Origin of the sequence: Rhodococcus sp. EPR-147, from assembly GCF_001647185.1 — a bacterium.
Lineage (GTDB): Bacteria > Actinomycetota > Actinomycetes > Mycobacteriales > Mycobacteriaceae > Rhodococcoides.
Genome location: NZ_LVCU01000301.1, coordinates 1 through 20,635, shown reverse-complemented (window position 1 = coordinate 20,635; position 20,635 = coordinate 1). Strand labels below are relative to the sequence as shown.

The window sequence follows — 20,635 nt, the reverse complement described above, 5'->3', positions numbered from 1 at the left end:
GGCGACCACGTCGGCGTCGGTGCGCAGCCCGGTGCGGGAGATCGTCGTGTTGGTGGCCACGATCCCGTCGAGACCGAGTTCGACGGCCAGATCGGCCACGGCGTCGATGTCCTCGTCGGACAGGTCCGGGGCGATCTTGACCAATACCGGCACCGTCACCACGGACTGAACCGCCTCGAGGATCGGCCGCAGCGATTCGACGGCCTGAAGGTCACGTAGCCCAGGGGTGTTGGGGGAGCTGACGTTGACGACCACGAAGTCCGCCAACGGGCCCAGAAGCCGGGCGCTGGCCGTGTAGTCCGCGGCGGCATCCACCGGCTCCACGATCTTGGTCTTGCCGATGTTGGCACCGATCGGGATGCCCGTGCGCCTGGCGCGGACACGCTGGGCGGCGTGCTCGGCACCGTGGTTGTTGAACCCCATGCGGTTGACGATGGCGCGGTCCGCAGGCAACCGGAACAATCGCGGCGTCGGATTGCCCGGCTGGCTCTGCGCTGTCACGGTGCCGATCTCGGCGAAACCGAATCCGATCGGCCCCCACGCGTCGATTCCGTCGGCATTCTTGTCGAACCCGGCCGCGAGGCCGAGCGGAGCCGGAAATTCGACGCCGAACACCGTCGAGCGAAGTCGTGGATCGTCGACCACGAACGCCTTCTCGGCCAGGTAGCGGAGCGGCGGCACGACGGCGACGACGCGGAGCACCCGAAACGCCAGGTGATGGATCCTCTCCGGTGGCACGAGGAACATCAGGCGCAACAGAACTCGGTACAGGCGGTCTCCCACGGTCTTCTCTCCGGTCGATCTGGCTCGGTCGAACTCATGCGGTGGTGTCAACGATCGTGCGGTCGAACAGTACTGCGACGGGCTCAGATTCCGGGCTCGGGGATGTGATGCGCGGTCTTCTTGCGTTTGAGCAACACACGCCTGCTGCCATCGGTGTACAGCCGAACCCGCGACAGTTCCCAGCCGCCGAACTCCGCCTGAATCGCCAGCCGCATCGAGGCCGTCACCCGGGTCACATCCGGCGGCAGCCGCAACGGCACGTACTCCCAATCGTCGGACGCAGACACTTCCCATCCGACGGGCATCTTCGCGCGCCCCGGTGCCGAACTGTCATAAGCGGTCATATGCCTCCTCATCCCCTATCGGTCGTTCCTGCAGGCTCCACTCCCGCGTCCACGCGGGTCAACGACCGGCAGCGGGGATGCGCTGCAGTCCGTCACCGGTTGCCGATCCCACGTACAGGTCGCCGGTGTCGGCGTCGACAGCAACCGAATTCGGCTGCCGCACAGTGGCCAACCGCTCGGCCTCGACCGGAATTCCGGTATCGAGTGTGTACCCGACCACCTCGTTGAGAGCCGGAAGCGTCACCCACACGACACCGGACTGCTCATCGTAGGCGATCGCCCACGGCTGCGACCCGACCGGAAAGCGTTGCCGCATCAGCAGATCGTGCGAGGTGAAGACGAGCAACTCGGTCCCCGTCGAATCGGTGACCAGCAAGCGGCCGAACTCGTCGCTGGTCATCTCCGCGGCACCTTCGCCTGCGCGCAAGGCCACTCCGAGGGTGCCGTCGTCCAGATTCAGGTCGGTCACCGACGTCTGACGACGATCGAGAACCGAGACCCCGTTCGGTGTACTGGCCAGAGCATCGGCCGAGGTCACGCTGCCGCCGGAGACCGTGGTGGTGACCTCACCGTTCGTGTCGAGTACACGGACCGCTCCGGTGACGTCTCCGACAGCTGTCGTGCCGTCGGGTAGGTCCGCTGCGGACAGCGCGTCACCGTCGACAGGCAGGGCGGTCCGCTGTCCGTCCACCACGGAGATCCTCGCGACGGAACCGTCCATGGGCACCAACACTGTCGAGTCCCGTCCGGCGACGAGTGCGGCTCCCGTGGCGCCCAGATCGACCACCTGGGTCTGCGCTGCGGCACCGTCGCGGGCCAGGGTCACGGTTGTCGATGCGTCGGTCAGCGCCACGAGGGTGCGGGTGACGGGATCGAACGTGAGGGCGTCCACGGGCGCGAACGCGCCGACGGTTCCGGCGGGGGTGGCAGTGGCTTCGGGGGACTCGGCCGGCGGTCGGGGGTCGACGGAGATGTCGTCGGCGTTCTCGTCGTCGTTGGAACACCCGCCGACCGACAGGACTGTGACGACGGCGAGCGCGGACGCGACTGCCGCTCGAATCGAACGAGCCGACGGTGTTCGCATGAGGCCGAACCTACTTCCTCGAGAAGACGCTGCCTGTGGAGGCGTTGCCACATCTGTACCAGCGTGCAGCGACCTCGGCGAAATCGACCGCGCCGGACCGGTTGTCGTTCGGTCTCGCCCGAACAGGCGGTAGCGTGATCGGGCGAGGTGAGTACACGACATGGGAGTGGACGTGGGAACCGAGGAAACACACTTCGTCGTCGAGGAAGTGAACGCGGGAACGCACCCGAACGGCTTCGGACGCACCGACGACGGTCGGGCGTTCGCGTTTCGTGTGCATCGAAGCACCCTGTACGTCGAGATATACCGCCAAGATGTGCAATCTCCGGTACCGGATCGGTCCGAGGTCGAAGCGGTTGCCGAGCATTCGGTCACCGAGGTCGATCTGACGGACGAGCGCAGCATCGTCGGTGTGGTGCGTGACGCGGTCGCCCATGCGCAGCAGCTGTCCGATGCGTCACAGCGAGACACCACCGCAGTTCGAGCCTTCTTCAACCGAGTCAATTCCGTGCTGGAGGGTTTCTGACACGGTGGGGAACCACCAGTTGTTCGCCCGTCACGGGATGGTCGAACACGTCGACGGGATGTCGGTAGACCCGGGCCAGTCGCTCGGCGGTGAGCACCTCCCGCGGCGGACCGGTTGCGACCAGTTCACCCGAGTCCAGGATCGCGACGCGGTCGGCGTAGGCCGCCGCGAGGCCGAGATCGTGCAGCACGACAACGACGGCACGGCCGGCGGCAGCGAGCGAGCGCACCACGGCCATGACCGACTCCTGATGTCCCAGGTCGAGTGCGGCAGTGGGCTCGTCCAGCATGATCGTCGCGGTGTCCTGGGCTATGACGCGCGCCAGCGCAACTCTGGCCTGCTCGCCACCGGAGAGCGACGCGAACGGTCGATCGGAGAAGTCCGCTACGTCGCATGCGGACATGGCTGCGGAGACGCGGTCGTCGTCGTTGCGCGCAGCCGACGTACCGACCCAGGGGGCTCGACCCATTCGAACGATCTGGCCGGCCGTGAACGCGAACCCGACGCTGTGTTGCTGAGGAAGCACCGCACGCCGCCTGGCCACGTCGACCGTGCGGAGGCGGTTCAGCGGTTTCTCGTCCAGTAGAACCGACCCGGCGCTGGGCTCGGTGTCTCCCGCCATGACCGACAGCAGCGTCGATTTGCCCGCGCCGTTGGGGCCCACCAGCGCCAGTATCTCGCCGGCGACCCCGTCGAGGTTGACGTCGGACAACACCGTCGCGTCCCCGCGCCGAGCGGAGACTCCGCGGGCGACGAGGGTATTCGAACCCGGTTCGGGGATGACCGGGATGTCGTTGCGTGCCGTGCCGATTCGCTTCGTCACGCCCAGCCGCCCTGGCGAGCACGGGTACGGCGGAGCAGCCAGAAGAAGAACGGCGCACCCGCCAGTGACGTCACCATGCCGAGCGGCAGATCGACGTTCGCGACGAGGGTGCGGGTGACGAGATCGGCAGCGAGCAGCACGACGGAGCCGGCGAGGGCGCTGGCCGGGATCAGGAGTCGATGGGCGGGACCGAGCACCATCCGCACGGCGTGCGGAACCACCAGCCCCACGAACAGAATGATTCCGGTGAAGGCGACGCCGGACGCAACCAGCAGGGCGACGACGACGATGGCGAACTGTCTGAGTCGTTCGACGTTCACTCCCAAATGGCGTGCCACGTTCTCTCCGAGCGCAAGCAGGTCGAGTCGGCGCGCGATCGCCAGGGAAGCTCCGATTCCGAGCAGTGCGAGCGGGCCGACCACGGCCACCGACTGCCAGGTCGCGCCCGCGAGTGACCCCAGTTGCCAGAACACGATCTGATCGCGGGCTGCGGGACTGGCGACGAACGTGAAGAACGCGATGGCACCGCCGGCGAATGCATTGACTGCAACGCCGGTGAGGATGAGCGTCACCACCTCGGTGCGTCCTGCGTTGCGGGCGAGGAAATACACGGCGATCGTGGTGACGAGCCCGCCGACGAATGCTGCGAACGCCACACTCCAGACTCCGGCGAAGCTGCCGCCGAGCACGATGACCGAGCTGGCACCGACGGCAGCGCCCGAGGAGACCCCGACGACACCCGGCTCGGCCAACGGATTGGCGAACACCCCCTGGAGCAGCGCACCCGCGCACCCCAGACACGCGCCGACGACGATTGCCAGAGTCAGGCGCGGGAATCGGACCTGCCACAACGTCACCTCGCCACTGGGGTGTGCGGGCATCGGGCCGATGTCGAGTCCCACCCGATGCGCGAGGCTGCCCAACACTTCCAGCGGTGTCGTCGGCACCTGCCCCAGGACGGCCGAGATCAGGGCCAGACACACCAGTGCCACGACCAGGGCTCCGAATGTTGCAAGAACCCGCCCTCGGCTCGTGCGCGTTGCGGCGAGTGCGCGGTCGGTCATGACGCCGGGTCGTACACGGCCTTCGACAGTGCGCCCAACACCTTTCCGGTGTTCGGGCCGAAACTGAGGATGGTGCCGTCGTCCATGTCCACCACCCGGCGATCTCGGCCTGCCGGTGTCTGCGCGATTCCGGGGATCTGCTCGAGCCCCTCGATACCGCCGATCGATTCCAGGCCCTTGGTCATCATCAGAATGACGTCGGGTGCCGCGGCGATCAACGCCTCGCTGGTGACCGGCACGAACTGTTCGGTCAGACCCGATTCGACACCGGCGTCCCTGGCGCCGAGAGCCTCGATCAGTGCGTCCGCTCCCGAGCCGGGTCCGGCGAGCATCTTGATCGCCGGGCCACGCATGTACAGAAACGCGATCTTCGGTGGTTCCGAGGACTCGGGTGCGGCGTTCTCCGCTGCCGAGCTCTCGGTGTTCGTTCGTTCGGCGAGTGCGGCACCGGCGTCGGGCACACCCAAGGCAGCTGCGACGGCCTCAATCTGAGGGGCGACGCCGGCCAGAGTGCGCGTGGGATCGAAGTACACGAGCGGAATGCCCGCGGCTCGGATCTGATCCTGCACGGCACGCGGACCGATGCTGGTATCGGTCAGTACGACGGTCGGCGAAAGCGCCAGAATTCCCTCGGCGCTCAGCGAATGGCCGGTCGGGGTGACGTCGGGCACGTTCTCGGCCGCGGGAATTGCAGCCGAGGTGTCACGCCCGACGAGGTTGTCCCCGAGTCCGAGTGCGAAGACGGTCTCGGCGAGCGTGCCGTACTGGTCGGCAGCGACGATGCGGCTGTTGTCCGTCACCGTGACGGGGACGCCGTCGAATCCGGTCACGGTCACGGGGAGTACCTCCGCCGGATCGTCGACGACGGGTTCCGGATTCGGATCGTCGACGACGGCAGTGCGGGGGCCGATGGAGTCCGAGGATGCGGTGCCGGGGGTGTTCGCCGAGCAGGCGACCAGGACTCCGGCGACGAGGAGCACGGCGGCGAGACGGTTGACGGTCACCACGGAAGGTTAGCCTGTCCGATGTTGGTGCGTGATCAGACGCTGACGTCGTCCAGGGCCGACGCGATCGCTGGCGGCAGCTCGAGTTCCTCGGCCATCAGTGCGCCCATCAACTGCGCGAGGTCCCGCGCTCCCACGATCGCGCTGCTCACTCCCGGTCGGTCCCGCGCCCACGCGAGTGCGACCACCAGGGGAGAGGTGGCCAGACCGTCGGCAGCGGTGACGGCCGCGTCGACGACGCCCACGGCGGAATCGGTCAGGTACGCGTGCACGGCCTCGGCGTGCAGCTCGTCGGCCCCGCGAGAGTCCGCGGGCACTCCGCTGCGGTACTTGCCCGTCAGGACGCCGCCTGCCAGGGGTACCGCCGCGAGGATGCCGATGCCGTGGTGGTGCGCGGCGGGAACCAGCTCGTCCTCGATTCCGCGCGCGAGCAGTGAGTACTCCGCCTGAGTGGCCACGATGCGCCCGGTACCGGCTGCGCCCGCTGCCGTCGCCAGTTGCCAGCCGAGGTATCCGCGGGCTCCGGTGTAGCGAACCCGTCCGCTGGTCACGGCGTAGTCCAGCGTTGCGGCGACCTCGTCGACCGGCGTCATCGGGTCCCAGGTCGCGACCTGCCACAGGTCCAGGTAGTCGGTTCCCAATTCGCGCAGCGTGGCGTCGAGTTGACCGAGCAGTCCGCGCCTCGAGCAATCCACGTGATAGCGGCCGTAGCGTGAACTCAGGCCCGCTGCGCTGCTGATCACCAATTCGTGCCGCGGGACGACGTCGTCGAGCAACTCGGCGAGTACTCGTTGTGCCCGTCCGTCGCCGTACGCCGGAGACGTGTCGACGAGCGTGCCGCCGGCCTCGGCGAACGCCGACAACTGTGCTGCGGCGTCGTCACCGTCGGTTCCGCTACCCCATCCGAGGGTGCCGAGGCCGAGTCTCGAGACTCGAAGTCCGCTGGTGCCGACCGATCTCTGCTTCATATGTGCCGAATGTCCTTTTACGTGTGATCGTCGGTGTCGAACTGCACTGCCGCCAGTGCACAGTAGTGCGCCGCGCCGCTCGGTGCGTACGTGCCGCGCCGGGTACGGTCGTGCCCGTGAATCGCGAATTCAGGGGGCAGGCCGGCGGCCGCGCATCGACAGTGGACAGTCCATCGACGCTCGTCTCGGAGGGTGGCCCCGCATGATCGACATGACGTGGCTGCAGGCGATCATCCTCGGCGCAGTGCAGGGCCTCACCGAATTCCTGCCGATCTCTTCGTCCGGGCACCTGCGCATCGTGTCCAGCGTGTTCTGGAACGAGGACGCAGGCGCCTCCTTCACCGCCGTGACCCAGCTCGGCACCGAAGCCGCTGTGCTGCTGTTCTTCTGGCGCGACATCGTCAGGATCGTCAAGGCCTGGTTCGTCGGCCTGAGGCAGAAGAACGAACGCGGACTCGACTACCGAATGGGGTGGTACGTGATCATCGCCACCATCCCCATCGGCGTTCTCGGCCTGCTGTTCAAGGATCAGATCCGAACCGGTGCCAGGAACCTGTACCTCATCGCGTTCATGTTGATCGCGTTCGCCGTCGTCATCGCGATCGCGGAGAAGGTCGGCCGCAAGGAACGTCCCATCGAGAAGCTGACCACCCGCGACGGCATCGTCATGGGTCTGGCGCAGTGCCTCGCGTTGATCCCCGGAGTGTCCCGTTCCGGGGCGACGACCAGCGCAGGCCTGTTTCTCGGACTCGAACGAGAAGCGGCTGTGCGCTTCTCGTTCCTGCTCGCCATCCCGGCGGTCACCGCCTCCGGTCTCTTCTCGCTGCCCGACGCCTTCGAGCCGGTCGGCACGGGGCTGGCCGCGTCCGGCCCGCAGCTGCTGGTCGCCACGATCGTCGCCTTCGGTCTCGGCTACGCCTCGATCGCCTGGTTGTTGAAGTTCGTCGCGAACCATTCGCTGTACTGGTTCGTCGGTTACCGCATCGTGCTGGGTGTCGTCGTGCTCGGGCTGCTGGCCGGCGGGGTCGTGTCGGCCACCTGAGTGCGGGAGTGGAGCCTGCGGAACGACCTGGTGGTGCGGGAGTGGAGCCTGCGGAACGACCCAGAGGTCAAGACTGGCTAGGCTCGATGCAATGACAGTCATCTTGCTTCGGCACGGACGCTCGACGTCGAACACCGCAGGCACGCTCGCGGGTCGGAGCGCGGGAGTCGAGCTCGATGATCGGGGGCGTGAGCAGGCGCAGGCGGTGGCGGATCGTCTCGGCGAGCTTCCCGTGGCCGAGATCGTGCGCTCGCCGTTGCTGCGGTGCGAGCAGACAGTGGAGCCGTTGGCGGCCAAGCTCGGGCTCTCGCCGGTGGTCGAGGACCGGTTGGTCGAGGTCGACTACGGACAGTGGACCGGCCGGACGATCAAGGAGTTGCTGGCGGAACCGTTGTGGAAGGTGGTGCAGCAGCACCCGTCGGCTGCGGTGTTCCCGGAGGGCGAGGGCTTGGCGACGGTGCAGCAACGCGCGGTGCAGGCCGTGCGTGAACATGACGCCCGGTTGGCCGCGCAGCACGGCCGCGACGTGTTGTGGGTGGCGTGCTCGCACGGTGACGTCATCAAGTCGGTGCTCTCGGACGCCATGGGGGCCCACCTCGATTCCTTTCAGCGGATAGTCGCCGACCCGGCCTCGATCAGCGTCGTCCGCTACACCTCGACGCGGCCGTTCGTACTACGGACCAACGACACCGGGTCCGATCTGAGTGCGTTCGTGCCGAAAGCCGAGGAGCCCGCCACGCCGGAATCGGTCGATGCGGACCCTTCCGACGCGGTCGTCGGTGGTGGGGCAGGCAGCTAGAGCGCCCTTTCGGCGCTGACACCCCTATCGGTGGCAGGCTGGAGGGCAAGCAATACCGTCCACGGTCGATCCGTGGCCGATAATGAAAGTTCCGAGAATCACTTCGCGGAGCTGTTCGAGTCGTTAGGAGGTGCAATGCCGCGCGCCATACACGTTTTTCGCACCCCTGATCGTTTCGTTGCCGGGACCGTTGGGGAACCGGGCGACCGAACGTTCTTCCTCCAGGCGGTGCACGACGCCCGCGTGGTGTCCGTTGCGCTGGAGAAGCAGCAGGTCCAGGTACTCGCAGACAGGATGGGGCTGCTACTCGAGGAAGTGCACCGCCGGTTCGGAGCGGACGTTCCGGCCGAGGAGGCCGATTCGGTCGACACCAGTCCGTTGCTGACCCCGATCGACACCGAGTTCCGCGTCGGAACGATGGGACTCGGCTGGGATGCCGACGCCAACGCCGTCGTGGTGGAACTTCTCGCCGTCAGCGAAGTCGAGGTGGACGAATCGGTCGTTCTCGACGACACCGACGAGGGCCCGGATGCCGTCCGGGTGTTCCTCACTCCGGTGCAGGCCCGCGAGTTCGCGGTGCGGTCCGAGCGCGTCATCGCGGCCGGCCGTGCGCCGTGCCCGCTGTGCGGACAGCCACTGGCCCCCGAGGGACATGTCTGCATCAGAACCAACGGCTACCGCCGCGGTGCGACGTTCGGACCGGTGACCGAGGTCGACGAGTCTTGACCGTCGAACTGCCGCCGTTCGAGGGCCGCGAAACCATGGAGACAGGCGACCTGACGATCGTCGGTCGCGTGGTGTCGGCCAGCAACGCCACGCTGGTGTGCGAGGCGGGCGAGGGCGACTCGGCCGTGCGGTGCGTGTACAAACCCGTTCGCGGGGAGGTTCCGCTGTGGGATTTTCCGGACGGCACTCTCGCGGGCCGCGAAGTGGCATCCTACGAAATCTCCGAGGCCCTCGGTTGGGGAGTCATCCCGCCGACGGTTCTGCGCGACGGGCCGTTCGGTCCCGGGATGGTGCAGAAGTGGATCGACACGCCCGACGATCATGCCGAGGGACGCGTCGACCTCGTCGATATCTGCCGTCCCGATCTCGTACCGGCGGGCTGGATTCCGGTACTGCAGGCGTACGACGGCGAGGGCGAGGAGATCGCGCTGATCCACGCCGACGATCCGCGGCTGCAGCGGATGGCGGTGCTCGACGTGATCCTCAACAACGCCGATCGCAAGGGCGGGCACGCGCTCGAAGGTCTGGACGGCTACGTGTACGGAGTCGATCACGGCATCTGCCTGCACGCCGAGAACAAGCTGCGCACGGTGCTGTGGGGGTGGGCAGGCCAGGCGGTGGACGACGCGTTGATGACCGACGTCGTGCGGTTCGTCGAGACGTTCGACGCGGTCGTCGCTCCACGCCTGGTCGACAAGATCACCCTCACCGAAACGGTCGCGGTTCTCGACCGGGCGCAGGAGCTGATCGCGCGGCCGGTCATGCCGGAGCCGCGCTCGAGCAGACCCATACCCTGGCCCGCCTTCTGATCGGGCTCGGATAGGCTCGGTTGCATGCATTCTTGGTCGAGCCCGGAGATCCCGACAATTCCAGGACAGGGTCCAGCGCTTCGATTGTTCGATACCGCAGACCGACAGGTTCGACCCGTCATCCCCGGTCCGACGGCTCGGATGTACGTCTGTGGAATTACCCCGTACGACGCCACCCACCTCGGACACGCAGCGACGTATCTGACGTTCGACCTGATCAACCGACTGTGGCGAGACATGGGCATGGACGTGCATTACGTCCAGAACGTCACCGATGTCGACGACCCACTGTTCGAGCGCGCCGACCGCGACGGTGAGGACTGGCGCGATCTGGGAGCGCGTGAGATCGAGCTCTTCCGTGCCGACATGGAAGCGCTGCGCGTGCTCCCTCCGCGCGACTACATCGGCGCCGTCGAGTCCGTCGACGAGGTCGTCGAACTCGTGGAGAAGCTCGTCGCGTCCGGTGCCGCGTACGTCGTCGACGATGCCGAGTACCCGGATGTGTACTTCCGTGCCGATGCCACGGAGCAGTTCGGTTACGAGTCCGGCTACGACCGCGCCACGATGGACACGTTCTTCGCCGAACGCGGAGGTGACCCCGATCGGGTCGGTAAGCGGGATCCGCTCGATGCGTTGCTCTGGCGCGCGGTGCGGCCGGGCGAGCCGTCGTGGCCGTCGCCGTGGGGTCCCGGCAGGCCCGGGTGGCACATCGAATGCGCGGCGATCGCGCTCAACCGCATCGGTACCGGCTTCGACATCCAGGGCGGCGGAAGCGATCTCATCTTCCCGCACCACGAATTCTCGGCCGCCCACGCGGAGGCGGCGACCGGTGATCCGCGTTTCGCGAGGCACTACGTGCACACCGGCATGATCGGGCTCGACGGCGAGAAGATGTCCAAGAGCCGCGGCAATTTGGTGTTCGTCTCCAAGCTCCGGGCCGAGAACGTCGACCCCGCAGCCGTGCGACTCGGTCTGCTGGCCGGGCACTACCGGCAGGATCGGCCGTGGTCCGACGAGGTTCTCGAACGGGCTCACACCCGGCTCGCACTGTGGCGTCGGGCCGCTGCGCTGGAGAGCGCAGCGTCGGCCGACGATGTGATCAATCGGTTGCGGCAGCATCTGGCCGACGATCTGGACACCCCCAAGGCTCTCGATGCGCTCGACGCGTGGGCGAGTTTCGCGGTCGAGCGCGGCGGATCGGATGCGGGTGCACCCGCCGCCTTCGCCGATGCAGTCGACGCGTTGCTCGGGGTTCCGCTGCGTTAGGTCGAATCCCTGGCTCGTAGATCCATCAACAGATCCGGGACGAGTCGTTCCTCCATGACTGCCCGGCCCGAACCACGAAGAGCAGCAGCCAGTTCCGTGTCCCACGGACTGTCCGTCGGATGGCCCTTCAGCGGTTCGGAATTTCGTGCGTCGAGAGCAAGTCGATAGGAGTCGACGTCCATGCGCCACGGCACCGCGTCGTACCGGGAGAGTGCTCGTTTCACCATGTGCACTCCGGCCCAGTCGAAGTCGGCACGCCAGCGAATCGTGGTGCCTGGTGCGCGGGAGGCCAGCAGCCGGTGTACCGCGGCGGAGGGCTGACCGTCCGTGCAGATCAGGCTCGCGCAGTTCGACCCGAGAGTGCGGGCTGCCGCGGCGAGAACCGCCACGTTCTCGCAGACGAACACCTTGGCCGAACTGTTGGTGAGCGTCCCGCGCATGAGCATGTCCACGGTGACGGAGAAGGGGATGCCCTCGTCGGCAGCCTCGTTCAGCCACCCTGCCACGGTATGGGTCTCGTCGACGCGGTAGCCGAGCACCAGCACCCGGCTGGACACCGCGTCGACCGACACACCTGCGGTCTCCCACAACGCCCTGATACCGACCGGATCGACGGGCCGAGGGACGTTCTCGCGCAACGACAATGCATCGAGGACAAGTTTCGGGGCACCGCCGGCCGAGAGTGCCTTGGTATCAGCGCAGGCGAGTTCGGCCAGCTCGGTGAGCGACATCCCGTCCACCGGCAGCATCGCGAGGACCTTCGTGGCCACCTCGAGCGCGTCGACGGCGACCCGGCCACCGAGGGTGCCGTCCTGGTTGAGCAACGAGGCGATCCAATGTTCGATCCATTCTCGGTCGGTGCCGCCGCCGAGAACATCCCTGGCCCGATCGAGTGCATCGGCGCGCACCTGAGCCTTGTCGGCGGCGATCCGCTTCTTGTCCTGCAACGGGGCCTGCGACGTGAGGGTGTCGATCAGTCCGAGGCCACCGTTGAGCGGACGGCTCAGCCACGCGTCGAATCGCTCCAGGTCGAGTCTGTTGCTGCGCGCCCGAGAATGCAGAGTGGAGTTGGACCGAGAGATCGCGCTGCACAGACGCCACAGCTCCGGAGCATCGCTCAGATCGACGGTGATGTTGCCGCCGACCCGAAGCCAGTTGGACTCCAACTTCTTTCGTGCCGCATCGAGCAGCGCACCCAATTCCACGCTGCCGCGCCATTCGCTGTTACCGCTCAAACTCCAGCCCACCTTCGGTTCGGGTCGGCACCCGGCGCGTCAGCGGTGACCCGAGTGCCGCGGCGAGGTCGGTACCGTCGTGCTCGGCGAACAGTTCGCCGTTCTCCCACACCAGAAGTGCTGCGCTGACGGTGTTCTCGGCTGTCGAATGCGCCAGGTCGTAGTGCGCGCAGCCGGGGACGTCCCCGTAGGTGATCCACAGGTCGTATCCGGTCATGAACAGGTCGAGGTCGAATTGCACACTCAGGCCGAGCAATTCGCTGCGGCCGTTGTCGTCGACACCGGCGAACGCCTCGTCCAGCGCCAGCAGCCGAGGTGAATGTGGATCGGCGGAGGACAGCATCACGTGCGCGGCGGCGAACAATGGCAGGTGCAGCGACACCGACTGCTCACCGCCCGAGAGCGCACTGTGGCGTGCGACGGTGAGACGATCCTCGTTGCCGTCACCGCTGATGAGCGTGAAGGCGAACACGCGCCAGCGGCGATAGTCCAGTGTCGTGGACAGGATCTCGGGGTAGGACCGTTCCGGATGCGCCGCGCGAGCGATTCTGATCTCCGACGCGAAGTGGGCGCGCATTGCGGCCAGATCGTCCTGGTTCAACGCCGAGGCGTCGCGGTCGAGCAGTTTGGACACCGCCCGGGCCCCGTCGTCGAGGTTGTCCGCGAGCACCCAGTGCACACCGATCGTGTTGCCCGACGACATGCGGCGCTGCTTCATCTCCGCAGACATCTGGGCGATCAGCTCGCGTGCGTCGACGGTGCGCTCGTGAATCTGCTGCGCCAGGCCGGTCAGCAGTGCATCTTCGAGTATTCGGCGCTCCTGCTCGGTCAGCAGCAACTCCTGATCGGCCCTCGCCGCGCCGATGCGGTCGGCGAAATCTCCGACCGACGAATAGCCCTGCTCGTCCTGAACTCGTACGACGGTCAAACCGTCCGGCGCATCCCACTGCAAACGGTAGTCCTGCCCCGATGCGGCGAGTTGCGAGTCGAACTCCTGGAGCGCACTCGTCAGGGCCGTCCGGGTCGACTTCCGGCTCGAGTCACTGACTTTCACCGACGCCGTCGCTGCGTCGAGTGCCGAATGCAGTGCGCTCACGACCGGCGGTAGTACCGGAACCTCGTCGTCGGGACCGTCGGCCTGCTGAACTCGATACAGAATCTGCTCCACGGTCAACCAGGCAGAATCACTGGCAGGCCAGGCGTACGCCTCGTGGACACCGAGGATGCCGAGCAGGTCCTTGCGAGCGTAGGGCGCCAGCCGCACGGCGTCGCCCAGAGTTTCGGTGACGGCACCGCGCAGGCTTTCCAGCGCGGTGTTGCAGGCACCCTCGGCCTTGCCGATCGCTTCGCCGGCTTCCTTGTCCGCTTTGCGCGCGGCCCGCTGCTCGGCGCGGCACTTCTCGATGCGTTCGCGTGCGTTCTCCAGATCGGTGTCGATCTGTTCGGCGGTGGCACCGAGCTTCTCGCTCAGGAGCTCGAGGCGTTGCACCTGCTGTCGGTAGTTCTCTTCGGCTATTGCCGCTTCCTCGGCGAGCTCCTCGGCCAGGCCGGTCGCCTCTTCGAGCCGGTTGGTTGCTTCGCGGGCGCGTTCTGCTTCGCGCGTGTGATCGCCACGCTTGCGGATGACAACCGAGCCCTGATGCTCGAAATGCCGAATCGCAGCGGCGAGGGCATCGATGTCGCGACCGATGTGGGGGGTGCGGTGAGCCACGGCGACGGTGCGCAGCTGCTTCTCCTTCGCCGACAGGTCTGCGATCGCCTGGTCGAACTCACGGTCGGCCGCGGCAGCACCCTCCGTGGAGGTGCGTAGCGCTCCAGCGGCAGCGGTGACGGCGCGTTGCGCTCTCACGATGGCCGAGGCCCGGGGGAGCTGCTTGGCGGCCGCACCCAGTGCCTGCACCGATTCGCGCGCAGATCGTTCGTCGGCCGTCGCGGTCTCCAGCGCGGCCGTTGCGGTATCGATCGCGCCACCGAGCTCGGCGATGCGTTGCTCACGCCGACGAGCTCGCGCCGTCGCACCGATGTACTCGGCATCGGCCTTGGTGTGGCGACCCTGCTGCACACCCTGCCAGTACCGACCGTCGACGCCCACCGAGACGGCACCGCCGGAGACTGCGCTTTGGTCCTGTTGCAGTGCAACCGAATTCAGCACGTCGAGTATGCGCGATTCCGATACGGCAGTGCCGGGCTCGGGTTCGAGGACGGACGCCAACGTGGTTCCGGTCGGCCTCGCGGCCTCCGGCAGCGGCGACAGATACTGCTCCGAGTTCGAGTCGACGGGGAAATCCGCGATCGGATTGATCCAGCCGTCGAGCAGATTCGCCGCCTGCAGCGCGGATTCGATTCCGGCGGCGTCGGCAGGGGAGACCGAATCCGCGAACCGAACCAGCTGCCACAGTGGCGCTCCCGACAGATCCGCACGCGAGTCGGTCCGCGCGGCGAACGGCGGCGGCGCGTCATCGTGTTCGGCTCGCACCAGGGACAGTTCGTCGCGTAGCGCGTTCAGCTCGGCCGTGCGGGTCGATACGTCCACGCGGGCCTGTGCCTGCCGGGCACGAAGCGCGTCGATACCGTCCGCGGTCTGTTCGGCCAGCACCGATTCCAGGCTCGGGGCGTCGTCGTCGCCGACGTGTGCCAACGCCGCGTCGAGGGCCTCGAACGCGGCGGAGGTGATGCCCGCAGCAGAGTAGAGCGCCGAATTGTTCGACCACCAGGCTCGTAGTCCCGAGGCGAACTGCGCCTTCTCCAGGTCCACGGTCGCCTCGGCCTCGGTGACCGCGGCCGACGCGGCCTCGAGCATCTCTCTGGCCTTCGACGCGGCCTTCTCCGCACGACTGCGTTCCGTCGACGCCTTCTCGACGGTTCCCAGCGCCTCGCGAACCGCCCGCACGTCGCCGTCGCGTTCCTCGGCGTGGCCACGCAGCGCGGTGCTGATCTGGTCGCTACGGGCCGTTCCCGGCAGTGGTGTCCAGACGATCCCCGCGTCCTCGGCTGCAGTCTGCAGTTCCTCCTCGGCGCGGGTGACCCCGGCAACGGAATCCCGGAGTGCGGAATCAGCCCGAGCCGCTTCGGTGGTGCGCTGTTCCAGTTCTACTCGAGCCTTGCGGGCGCGGTCGGCCTGCTGGGCGGTCGAGATCTCCAGCTTCGCAGCGGATTCGGCCAGATCGTCGAGTTGCTGCTTGCCCTCGTATGCGCTCGAGCGCTGTAGAGTCTCGCGGTCTGCGACGGCCTGATCCAGTGCGCGTTCGGCCTCGTCGAATCGGGTTTCTGCAGCCGCACGTTCGAGCAGACGGCGGTCCTTCAGAGCGGCAGCGGCGAAGTGTGCGGTGGACGCATGAGTGACCGCCTCGAGCCGGCGCGAGACCTGCTCGACATCCGAACGCGTCTGCACCCGAAGGTATTTGGAGTACACCGAGACGAAGTTCTTGGCGGCGTGATCGGCCTGCGCCAGTCCTTCGAGAGCCCGGCCCACCTCTTCCATGTCACTGAAGGAGCGCGCTGCTTCGAGCACCAGCTGCTCGTCCAACGGACGCAGGCCGTCGGTCAACGCCTGCGAGAGCCCCTTCGGGTCGAGGTTCTTGGCCAACTGTGGGCGGCGGAGTGTCAAGATCAAGTTGATCAACTGGTCGTAGCGCTGTGCACCGAGCCCGAACATGCGGGCGTCGATCGCGGCGCGATAGTCCACCGGGCGATCTGTCAATGCGTCGGTGCCCAGCTGTTCACCGAGTTGCTTCTTCGTCAACGGACGGTCGTCGGAACCCAACAGCGAGAAGTCGACGCCCACTCGGCCGTCGGCCACGAAGTACCAGCGGGTCACCTTGTCGTTGTGGCGGCTCGCCCGCATGCCGATTCCGACCGTCACCGATTCGGGGTCCTCGCGTGACCCGCGGCCGAACTCCATCCACACGTACGAGTGCGCGCTTTCCTGCCCTCGGTAGAGCAGGTTGGACTTCATCGTCCGCTCTTCTCCGGCGAACGGATTGAGCCGGCGCGGTTCGATACGACCGTCGAGGACGAACGGGAACAGCACTTCGAGAGCCTTGGTCTTGCCGGAACCGTTGGGCCCACGCAACACCAGACGACCGTCGGCGAAGGAGAACTCCTGATCACGGTAGTCCCACAGGTTGACGATCCCTGCTCGCGTCGGCCGGAAACGTGACGAGTGTGCGGTCATCTACTCAAGCCTCTACTTCGGATAAATCGGTGATGTCGGCCTGGTCGGTTCTGGGGGACTGGTCGGTACTGGGGGACTGTTCGGTACCGAACAGCGAATCCTGCGGGGTCCGATCGCGCACGCTGACCATCACGTCGCGGTAGCGCGCGATCACCGGCAGCACCAGCACGCCGCCGGACACGCTGTGTATCAATCGAAGTCGATGCAGCATCGCGATCGATCGGAGCCGCAGGCCGTCGCGATCGGTCTGCCACTGAGCAGCGAACGTACGACCGAACCGTTCGACGAGATCGTCGCCCACCGAGACCAACCAACTGTCCTCGATCAGCGGATACCGCTTCTTGCCCACCGCATCGTCGAATGTCCCTGCATCGGAACCGAAATCGAATTCTGCGAGATCACCGAAGACTCCACCGTCGGGAATTGCACCGTCCAACTGCTCGATCAGGGCGTCACCGTCGGGAAGGGGGTAGGTCGCCAGCGCGGGTGCATCCGGATCGATCACCCGGTCCGAGATCTCGCCCGCGATCAGCAATGCGACCTGGGCAATGGTTCCGGTGCTGGGGAATCGGTAGTCCGAGAGTCGTCCCGAGGTGTCGATGAGGGCCACTCCCTCGGCGCGACGCTCGGCGACGAGGCCGGTCAGCAACTCGACGTCGGCAACGGTGCGCGACGCGGCGAGGGCCGTGCGGCCGTCCGGGTCGAGATCGTCGACATAGACCACCGGTTGCTCCACCAACGCACGGCGTACCGCACGCAGCGTTTCCTTCGGATCTGCCTCACGCCCGGAATCGGTCAGTCCCGCATCGGATTCCTCGGGGTCGATCGCGGCGTCCGAGCCGGCCAGCAACCCGCGAATCGATCGCAGATGCTGCACGGCGCGGGGCGGCCTGAACATGGCAACGACGACGGGACGGTCGATGTCGTAGAGCGCCTCGCCCGCGGACGGGTTGTTCGCCCAGCCGCTCGCGTCACCGTCGGCCAACGCGATGGCCCCGCGTGTCGCGAGCCACCCGATCGCGTCGACGAACGCGTCTCGATCGCTTGCCCGGTCGGTTGTCAGCTCGACACCGTCGACCTGACTCGCCTCTGCTGCAACATGATCGGCGAGTTCGGACAGGGTGATCTGGTTGCCCGCCCGGCCGAGTGCCGCCAGCGCCAACGCCAGGTACGCGTACCTACGGCGGTCGAAGATTCGGTCGGTGGGCGTTCGCGCGGGTTGACTGTCGTCGAGTGCGTCGATCACCGGGAACAGGCGAGCCGTGGTCTCGGTGACCTCGAGGCGATACCCGAACAGCTCGAGCAGATCCTCGCGCAACTCGGTGGCCCATCTGCGCAGCAGTGGCAGCGCGATCCGGTCGGGGTACGTCGTGGTCACCAGGTGATTCGACAGCGCAACCCGGGCGGCCCGCTGGTAGGAATCCAGTGCGAGGGTGGAGATCTCGCGAGCTCTCATCGGCGTGCCACCTCGCTGACCTCGAGCGCCAGGCGGTCCAGGTGCAGCCGGCCTCTGCTGGTCCGCACGATCGTCGAACGGTCGCTTTCGCTGAGGGTCAGGCGCACGCCGCTGTCCGATCCGGACGAGTCGGAGGTGCGTCCGCTCACGCGTACCCGGGCGGTCAACGCAGCATTCAACAGACTCAACAGCACCTCGGTTTCCTGCTCGTCGAGAATCCGGTCGTGGATTCCGGCGGAGGCAAGCGACTGCGCTGCGGCACTGCGTGATCGCTGCGACTCGAGTTGCTGCTCGCGAAGCCGTCTGATGCCGCCGTCGTTGCGCTGCACCCGTCCCGGAACACCGGGGGTCGGGGTGCGTCCGGTCTCGGCCAGGGTGCGCGAGATCTCGACCGGTGGTGCCTCCCACCACGATCGGGACGTGGGGATGATGTCGGCGTCGGGATGCACCATCGACAGATGCCGCGGTCTGCCGAGGCCGGACACGGCATGGAACAGAGCGTGCGCGCTGTCTTCGGTCGGCGCGGCAGCGAACCAACCGGCCAGGTGGCGCAATTGGCTCTCGCGACTGACTCCGCCCTTGCGGGTCTCGGTGACCCGGCGCAGCAGCGACAGCACGGCGGCGATCGCGCTCATCGTGCCCTCGCGGAGTCGCTCGGACTCGCTGAGTTCGGACTCGGCCGAGACGAACCAATGCGAGAGGCCGGCCCAGCGATCGGTCCAGTCGGCGCGGCGTTCGGCGACGGTGAGAAAGACTCGTTCGTCGCTGATCGCGGCTCGCTCGACGAGTTCCTCGATTCCGGTGCTCTCGACGAGTGCTATCGCCTCGGCGAGTTTCGGTGCGTAGCGGGTCAGATCGGAGCTGAATTCACGCATGTGTGTCAGCAGGGCGTCCTTGTGGACCAGGAACGACTCCGGCGTGATCGCGGTGGTGCGCACGAGGTCGCCGAGCACCAGATAGAAGTGCGCGGCGCGGGTAGCCATCTCCGACAGTGTCGAATCGAGTCGGCTGAGCTTGCGGTAGATGCGATCGCCGTCGGCCTGACGGTTCGCCTCGGCCAGCTCGTGCATGTCGGCCAGTAGCTCGGGCAGCACCAGCCGCGACAGCGCGGCGTCGTCCAGGCGCGCACCGAGCACGTCCTCGACCGCTCGGTAGGCCTTGTAGCCGGCTTGGCCGAACTGGTAGACGAAGTGACGGTTGCGGTACTCGGCGAGGGTGGCGGCGCGGGTGCCGTCGTAGCTGCGTTCGAGCAGGCCCCAGGCGTGGAGCTGATCGAGCAGAGGCGCGATGTCGAGGGTGCTCAGCGCTTCGTGGTGCCCGGAGCTGCGTGCGATGAGGTCGGCGACGTCTCCGGAGTGCAGCAGGACGACGTAGTTGGCTCGTGCAGTGTCGAATGCCCGGAGAACAGCCAGGTACTCGGAGCGCTTCTCGGCAACGGCGAACGAGAAGAGACCGAGACGATCTTCCTCCACGAACGCATTCACGACTCCCTGTCGTGCGTCCTCGCCTGATTCGCTCACTGGAACAGGGTAGGGGGTCAGGCTCTCGGTCGTTCAACCGTGCCGGTTAGAGCTCCAGGGTCACTTTTCCGTCCACCACTGCGGCGGGGTAGGTGCGCACCGAGTCGATGCCGCTGGGGCAGGTGCCGTCGTCGAGCGAGAAGGTGTACTGGTGCAGTGGACACACGACTATGGATCCGTCGATCTGACCGTCTGCCAGCGGCCCGCCCTTGTGCGGGCACACGGCGTCCATGGCCCGGACCGAGCCGTCACGGAGGAGGAACACCGCCACCTGCTTGCCGTCCACCACGTAGGCCCGTCCCTCGCCGGGCGTCAGGTCCTCCACGGCCCCGACAGGCACGCTCATCGGACCGGCACCTGTGGCAGCGGAAGCAGGGGCAGCGATGGGGTGAACTGGGCGGGTGACTTCGGTGCGGCGCGGTCCTGCCACGGGTCGATGTACCCGTCCACCGATGCCTGCATTCGTTCGTCGAGTCCGGCGACGATGCCGTCGCGGTCGTCGATCAGCACGCTCTGCAGTTCTTCGAGACCGACACGCGGAACCCACGCGTACGTTCGCTCGAGCCACTGGGCGTTCTCACGGTAATGCTGGATGAACCTGCCTGCCACGGTCAGAACCTCCTCGGCCCCCGTCACGGTGGCCAGTAGATCGCCCTTGCGGATGTGTGCACCGGCCGCACCTCCGACGTAGATCTCCCATTTGTCCTCACCCACCGAGACGACGCCGAAGTCCTTGCACAGTGCTTCCGAGCAGTTGCGCGGGCAGCCCGCGACCGCGAGCTTCAACTTCGCCGGAGTCTCCAAGCCCTGGAACCGTTCTTCGAGGGCGATGCCCAGTGCCGTCGAGTCGCCGAGGCCGAAGCGACAGAAGTCGCTGCCGACGCAGGTCTTCACCGTGCGCATACTCTTGCCGTAGGCGAAGCCGGAGGGCATGTCCAGATCGCCCCACACCTTCGGCAGGTCTTCCTTCTTGATGCCGAGGAGATCGATACGCTGACCGCCGGTGACCTTG

General features: G+C 66.9%; 18 protein-coding genes and 1 pseudogene. 6 read left to right on the top strand and 13 right to left on the bottom strand.

What is annotated here, in order from left to right; genetic code table 11:
- From pyrD to A2J02_RS14415, 3 genes are all read right to left on the bottom strand, one after another.
- A partial coding sequence (pyrD, locus tag A2J02_RS14425) for a dihydroorotate dehydrogenase (quinone) (RefSeq protein WP_068050808.1) occupies positions 1 to 771 on the bottom strand: 771 nt, incomplete at its 3' end.
- Positions 772 to 866: 95 nt separating this feature from the next.
- Entirely contained in the window at positions 867 to 1,127 is a 261-nt protein-coding gene (locus A2J02_RS14420) for a DUF5703 family protein (RefSeq protein WP_156516222.1), read from the bottom strand.
- A gap of 58 nt (positions 1,128 to 1,185) precedes the next feature.
- A complete protein-coding gene (locus tag A2J02_RS14415; protein WP_068050802.1) occupies positions 1,186 to 2,211 on the bottom strand; it encodes a YncE family protein in 1,026 nt (341 codons plus the stop codon).
- Between the two features lie 160 nt (positions 2,212 to 2,371).
- On the opposite strand from A2J02_RS14415, the gene A2J02_RS14410 reads away from it, so the two are divergent.
- A complete protein-coding gene (locus A2J02_RS14410; protein ID WP_082898619.1) occupies positions 2,372 to 2,737 on the top strand; it encodes a hypothetical protein in 366 nt (121 codons plus the stop codon).
- Here the strand turns inward: A2J02_RS14410 and A2J02_RS14405 are convergent.
- From A2J02_RS14405 to A2J02_RS14390, 4 genes are read right to left on the bottom strand one after another with little or no spacing between them, the layout of a single operon-like run.
- Positions 2,712 to 3,566 carry a heme ABC transporter ATP-binding protein gene (locus A2J02_RS14405; RefSeq protein ID WP_068050807.1) on the bottom strand — a complete coding sequence of 285 codons (855 nt, stop codon included), beginning with the start codon at positions 3,564 to 3,566 and terminating at the stop codon, positions 2,712 to 2,714. The two genes, A2J02_RS14410 and A2J02_RS14405, sit on opposite strands and share 26 nt — an antisense overlap.
- Positions 3,557 to 4,624 (bottom strand): FecCD family ABC transporter permease, encoded by a 1,068-nt coding sequence (locus A2J02_RS14400; protein WP_068050801.1) that lies wholly within the window; start codon positions 4,622 to 4,624, stop codon positions 3,557 to 3,559. Before A2J02_RS14400 ends, A2J02_RS14405 begins: the two co-directional genes overlap by 10 nt.
- Complete coding sequence (locus A2J02_RS14395) at positions 4,621 to 5,628, bottom strand: heme/hemin ABC transporter substrate-binding protein (RefSeq protein ID WP_068050800.1); 1,008 nt, start codon at positions 5,626 to 5,628, stop codon at positions 4,621 to 4,623. Before A2J02_RS14395 ends, A2J02_RS14400 begins: the two co-directional genes overlap by 4 nt.
- Positions 5,629 to 5,663: 35 nt before the next feature.
- Positions 5,664 to 6,596, bottom strand: coding sequence for an aldo/keto reductase (locus tag A2J02_RS14390; RefSeq protein WP_068050799.1), 933 nt, complete (start codon positions 6,594 to 6,596; stop codon positions 5,664 to 5,666).
- Between the two features lie 211 nt (positions 6,597 to 6,807).
- Here A2J02_RS14390 and A2J02_RS14385 point away from each other — a divergent pair, with 211 nt between their 5' ends.
- From A2J02_RS14385 to mshC, 5 genes are all read left to right on the top strand, one after another.
- Positions 6,808 to 7,638: an undecaprenyl-diphosphate phosphatase gene (locus A2J02_RS14385; protein WP_442971476.1), complete on the top strand. Its 831-nt coding sequence runs from the start codon at positions 6,808 to 6,810 to the stop codon at positions 7,636 to 7,638.
- 91 nt (positions 7,639 to 7,729) lie between these two features.
- Complete coding sequence (locus A2J02_RS14380; RefSeq protein WP_068050797.1) at positions 7,730 to 8,437, top strand: histidine phosphatase family protein; 708 nt, start codon at positions 7,730 to 7,732, stop codon at positions 8,435 to 8,437.
- Positions 8,438 to 8,572: 135 nt separating this feature from the next.
- Positions 8,573 to 9,163, top strand: a complete 591-nt coding sequence (locus A2J02_RS14375; protein WP_068050796.1) for a DUF3090 domain-containing protein — start codon at positions 8,573 to 8,575, stop codon at positions 9,161 to 9,163.
- A 35-nt stretch (positions 9,164 to 9,198) separates the two neighbouring features.
- Positions 9,199 to 9,972, top strand: coding sequence for an SCO1664 family protein (locus A2J02_RS14370; RefSeq protein ID WP_176460530.1), 774 nt, complete (start codon positions 9,199 to 9,201; stop codon positions 9,970 to 9,972).
- A gap of 24 nt (positions 9,973 to 9,996) precedes the next feature.
- Positions 9,997 to 11,238, top strand: a complete 1,242-nt coding sequence (mshC, locus tag A2J02_RS14365; protein WP_068050794.1) for a cysteine--1-D-myo-inosityl 2-amino-2-deoxy-alpha-D-glucopyranoside ligase — start codon at positions 9,997 to 9,999, stop codon at positions 11,236 to 11,238.
- Here mshC and A2J02_RS14360 read toward each other — a convergent pair.
- The 6 genes and pseudogenes from A2J02_RS14360 to A2J02_RS14335 form a co-directional block, all read right to left on the bottom strand.
- Positions 11,235 to 12,473: a DUF2399 domain-containing protein gene (locus A2J02_RS14360; protein ID WP_231911462.1), complete on the bottom strand. Its 1,239-nt coding sequence runs from the start codon at positions 12,471 to 12,473 to the stop codon at positions 11,235 to 11,237. The two genes, mshC and A2J02_RS14360, sit on opposite strands and share 4 nt — an antisense overlap.
- Complete coding sequence (locus A2J02_RS14355; RefSeq protein ID WP_068050793.1) at positions 12,463 to 16,647, bottom strand: TIGR02680 family protein; 4,185 nt, start codon at positions 16,645 to 16,647, stop codon at positions 12,463 to 12,465. The genes A2J02_RS14360 and A2J02_RS14355 overlap by 11 nt, the downstream gene beginning before the upstream one ends.
- Before the next feature lie 4 nt (positions 16,648 to 16,651).
- The gene (locus A2J02_RS14350) at positions 16,652 to 18,103 is read right to left on the bottom strand and encodes a TIGR02678 family protein (protein WP_068050792.1); all 1,452 of its coding nucleotides are present in this window, start codon (positions 18,101 to 18,103) and stop codon (positions 16,652 to 16,654) included.
- On the bottom strand, positions 18,100 to 19,587 hold the full coding sequence (locus A2J02_RS14345) for a TIGR02677 family protein (RefSeq protein ID WP_068050804.1): 1,488 nt from the start codon (positions 19,585 to 19,587) through the stop codon (positions 18,100 to 18,102). The genes A2J02_RS14350 and A2J02_RS14345 overlap by 4 nt, the downstream gene beginning before the upstream one ends.
- Positions 19,588 to 19,669: 82 nt before the next feature.
- Positions 19,670 to 19,969 (bottom strand): Rieske (2Fe-2S) protein, encoded by a 300-nt coding sequence (locus A2J02_RS14340; RefSeq protein WP_068050791.1) that lies wholly within the window; start codon positions 19,967 to 19,969, stop codon positions 19,670 to 19,672.
- Positions 19,966 to 20,635 (bottom strand): annotated as a pseudogene (locus A2J02_RS14335) (NAD(P)/FAD-dependent oxidoreductase); the annotation flags it as partial. The pseudogene A2J02_RS14335 and the gene A2J02_RS14340, both read right to left, overlap by 4 nt.

Excerpts from the sequence above, each read along its gene's own strand:
- A2J02_RS14420 (WP_156516222.1), bottom strand. The coding sequence starts at position 1,127 with ATGACCGCTTATGACAGTTCGGCACCGGGGCGCGCGAAGATGCCCGTC.
- A2J02_RS14415 (WP_068050802.1), bottom strand. The coding sequence starts at position 2,211 with ATGCGAACACCGTCGGCTCGTTCGATTCGAGCGGCAGTCGCGTCCGCG.
- A2J02_RS14410 (WP_082898619.1), top strand. The coding sequence starts at position 2,372 with ATGGGAGTGGACGTGGGAACCGAGGAAACACACTTCGTCGTCGAGGAA.
- A2J02_RS14400 (WP_068050801.1), bottom strand. The coding sequence starts at position 4,624 with ATGACCGACCGCGCACTCGCCGCAACGCGCACGAGCCGAGGGCGGGTT.
- A2J02_RS14390 (WP_068050799.1), bottom strand. The coding sequence starts at position 6,596 with ATGAAGCAGAGATCGGTCGGCACCAGCGGACTTCGAGTCTCGAGACTC.
- A2J02_RS14385 (WP_442971476.1), top strand. The coding sequence starts at position 6,808 with ATGACGTGGCTGCAGGCGATCATCCTCGGCGCAGTGCAGGGCCTCACC.
- A2J02_RS14380 (WP_068050797.1), top strand. The coding sequence starts at position 7,730 with ATGACAGTCATCTTGCTTCGGCACGGACGCTCGACGTCGAACACCGCA.
- A2J02_RS14375 (WP_068050796.1), top strand. The coding sequence starts at position 8,573 with ATGCCGCGCGCCATACACGTTTTTCGCACCCCTGATCGTTTCGTTGCC.
- A2J02_RS14370 (WP_176460530.1), top strand. The coding sequence starts at position 9,199 with ATGGAGACAGGCGACCTGACGATCGTCGGTCGCGTGGTGTCGGCCAGC.
- mshC (WP_068050794.1), top strand. The coding sequence starts at position 9,997 with ATGCATTCTTGGTCGAGCCCGGAGATCCCGACAATTCCAGGACAGGGT.
- A2J02_RS14355 (WP_068050793.1), bottom strand. The coding sequence starts at position 16,647 with ATGACCGCACACTCGTCACGTTTCCGGCCGACGCGAGCAGGGATCGTC.
- A2J02_RS14350 (WP_068050792.1), bottom strand. The coding sequence starts at position 18,103 with ATGAGAGCTCGCGAGATCTCCACCCTCGCACTGGATTCCTACCAGCGG.
- A2J02_RS14340 (WP_068050791.1), bottom strand. The coding sequence starts at position 19,969 with ATGAGCGTGCCTGTCGGGGCCGTGGAGGACCTGACGCCCGGCGAGGGA.